The organism is Edaphobacter sp., assembly GCF_035532915.1.
Taxonomy (GTDB): domain Bacteria; phylum Acidobacteriota; class Terriglobia; order Terriglobales; family Acidobacteriaceae; genus Edaphobacter.
In genome coordinates, this window is the sequence record NZ_DATKQC010000457.1 from 1 (window position 1) to 2,987 (window position 2,987).

The 2,987-nt window shown below is 56.8% G+C and carries 3 protein-coding genes; all 3 read right to left on the minus strand.

Translation table 11 applies throughout. The features are described 5' to 3' along the window. Positions 1 to 150: 150 nt before the first annotated feature. Positions 151 to 1,518: a DUF3863 domain-containing protein gene (locus VMU57_RS21505; protein ID WP_325387194.1), complete on the minus strand. Its 1,368-nt coding sequence runs from the start codon at positions 1,516 to 1,518 to the stop codon at positions 151 to 153. A gap of 118 nt (positions 1,519 to 1,636) precedes the next feature. Next, on the minus strand, positions 1,637 to 2,146 hold the full coding sequence (locus VMU57_RS21510) for a hypothetical protein (protein WP_325387196.1): 510 nt from the start codon (positions 2,144 to 2,146) through the stop codon (positions 1,637 to 1,639). A 219-nt stretch (positions 2,147 to 2,365) separates the two neighbouring features. Beyond that, positions 2,366 to 2,987 (minus strand): hypothetical protein (locus VMU57_RS21515; RefSeq protein WP_325387198.1); only part of this gene is annotated, 622 nt, incomplete at its 5' end.

Here is a 2,987-nt window from a genome sequence, read left to right on the forward strand (position 1 = left end):
CTTCGTTCGGCCCAGGCTCGCAGCCAAGAGGCGCTCGACCAAGCCATTACCGAACTGCTGCCCCAGATCACCCCAGACAACGCAGTCGCCTGGTTCAGCCACCGCCTCGGCACATCACACTAACTGTGAAAATGCTCTAGGCGGTCAGGCTCACTGCTGGAGCTGCGGATAGCGGGCGTAGATTCGGTGCTGATCTGCCGGCGATAGTTGGGCGAGCCGGATGGGTTTATCCTGCGGGCGCGTTTGTTTCTGATTCAGGACGTTCACCAGGCTCCATTCGCGTTGTGGTTGCTGAGGTTCGTGCGCGGGCAGATCATAGCGGGTGAAGTCGATCACCATGTGTGGGCCGTCGTTGACCCAGTTCTGCAGCAGCGCCAGGCGGAACTCGTCATTCATGTACCAGAGGATTTCAAGATCCTTTTCGGAGCCGGGTGCGCCGGTGCCTTTGGCATCGAAGCGATAGTTGAGCGAATTGTTGTCGGGATTATGACGACGCCACTTCATGCCGAACTCGCCTTCGGTGAGGACTTGTGTGTCGGGCCATCGTTCGCGGACGGACTGCAGCCACCAGGTAAGGTCGTCGTCGTGGCCGATCGATACTTCCCAAATGCCGGTGACCCAGCCGAAGCCGTTGAGGGCGTGACCGCGATCGAAGTGCATGGCGGTGGTCGCCATCATCTCGCGACGGCCGGCTTGCTGGCCTAGATTGCCGACGGTCTCGATGGGGCCGACGCCCATGCGGCTGTTGAATCCGCCTTGAAAGCCGTTGCGACGGGCGGCGAGAAAATCGCAGGTCCATCCGTCGAGGCAGACGCAATCGATAAAGTCGGCGTGGCCCTGGGCGGGTTTTAGATAGTGCTGGCGGCTGGGATAGTAGGGGTAGCAGATACCGCCGTCGCCATCGCCGTTGTCGATGCCGTGCTGGCTCCAGATCTGGCCCTGGCAGACATGAATGCCTTCTTCGGTGGCAAGGAAGCGCTGATTTTCCGCATCCATAAATCCGGCGATCAGAGACTGCGGACGATAGCCGTTGCCGACCATGTTCGACACAAGCTGGAGCGCCTGGTGGATGGTGACGCGAATTTGCTCGCGAGTGTTATACATGGGCGCGAAGTAGCCGCCGGGGATGAAGGTGATCTCGTCGCCGAAGCGGTCGTGATAGGACGCGAGCAGGCGGCGCGCCTGCTGATATTCGCTGCGCGTATCGTTGAGCGCGAGCCAGCTGATGGCCCATGTCATTTTGCCGTTGGGACAGCCGCGGGCGAAGGCTTCGCGGCGCGAGCGAATATGCTGCGGGCTGTTGAGCGGGGACTCGTCCTGCCCGATGGAGCGGTTGGGGGAGACTTCAATCTGGTTGACGCGCACGACGGAGATATGGGTGATGAAGCGTCCCCGCAGCGGCGATGCGTTTGCGCTGAGAGCGAGCGGGGAGGCTGCGAGCGAAGGAATTGCGAGAGAGGTCGCAGCGCCGGTTGCGCGGCTGAGAAATTTGCGTCGAGTCCAGAGAGGGTGAGTCACGATTCAATTTGACTATATAGGTAGGGGCGATTTTTCGAGGGTGAGGGGTTGGGCAGCGGTGAGCGACCAAGGGCGCGAGAGGGGTGCATGACAACGGATGGCAGACGAGCGGGAAAGTCTACTTCTTCGGGAGCACCGCAAGAATTGAGTAGGTCTCTGATTCGCGTTTTTTTCCGTCCAGACTGACAACCCAGGAGAGTTTCGCCTTCTTCCCCTTGAAATCAGCCTGAATTTCGTCCACAAGGGGCATTCGACAACTTCTGTGGTTTCCAGCAGCACCTGCCATGCGTTCCTGGAATTTACTTACACAATTTACGATCACGACCCGACCGTCCGGCAGCAAGAGAGAATAGGTTGCTCCTATAACGTTGAAAGAGACTTCGCGGGCCGGAGCGGTGTATCCCTGAGTTGTGCTTGAACCCGAGCAATTGGCCGTGTTTCCATACGCATTGCAATTCACACTCCCATTTGAGGTTGATGAGGAATACCCGGCGACCACATAGTTGTAGGTGGTTTCAGCGCTTTGGCGTTGGATGATCTTTACATCCATATTTTGGCAAGAGGCCAAAGAAGCGCAGATTGGAAAAATTAGAGCAGTGACGCAGATATGAAGTTTCATGCCGCCCATCTTACGTTTTTTTTGGCGCCCTCGTGGGAGGAATTGGCATGGAAGAGACTTTTCTTCCAAATCTCATAAGGGAGGTTTGTGGCACCCCGGATCATGTTGGGAACTCGCGTCCAGAGGGCTTAGGCCGGGCCACCCGCCAATTTGGTATACGGGCTACACCACCGCCAAGAACAATTTTTGGCAACTCTTTTGTGACTGAGAACCGTGTTGCTGGTTCCCCTACAGTGACTTCCACGCGATTTTAATGCCACTCTTCTTAAGATCAGCATCCGCCTTCAATACCTCTTGGCGTAGCAGCTGGGGCTTATCGTGAGCGGTCTTCAGTACGTTCCAGATTTCACCCTGAGGCATCTTGGTTAGGCGCCGATAAACCAGCAGCCGGAAAATGTTTTGCTCGTGCTCAGCCCGTTCCACAAACCTCGGGATGTCGAATAGCTTGGTTAGTTCCATTGCCGGAAAGCGTACGGACACAGGATTCCCGTGCGTCATGGCATGTAGGCAGTCGATGAAGGGCTCGTTGAATCCGTCCACGATATCGGTGAGACGCGACACATTCCCGGCTCCCATGGCCTTGGTGAGCATAGCATCCATCTTGGTCAAGGATGGGCTACCGGCTTGCTTGAACGTCAAATGCTCGGCGGACTTCAACTGTTCGTTGCTTGCCCACACGAGAAACCAGATGCCTCGTCGCGTGCATTCAATGAAGCTGCGGAGGCTAACGAGGAAGTGGAACGGGTTGTTGTCCTGATGCAGAGTCTTCATTCCCTTGAGCAACAGGTCGCTGGCGTTCAAGTAACGAATCCCAACCAATAGTCGGTAGTCTTTTGGCTTTGCCCCCACG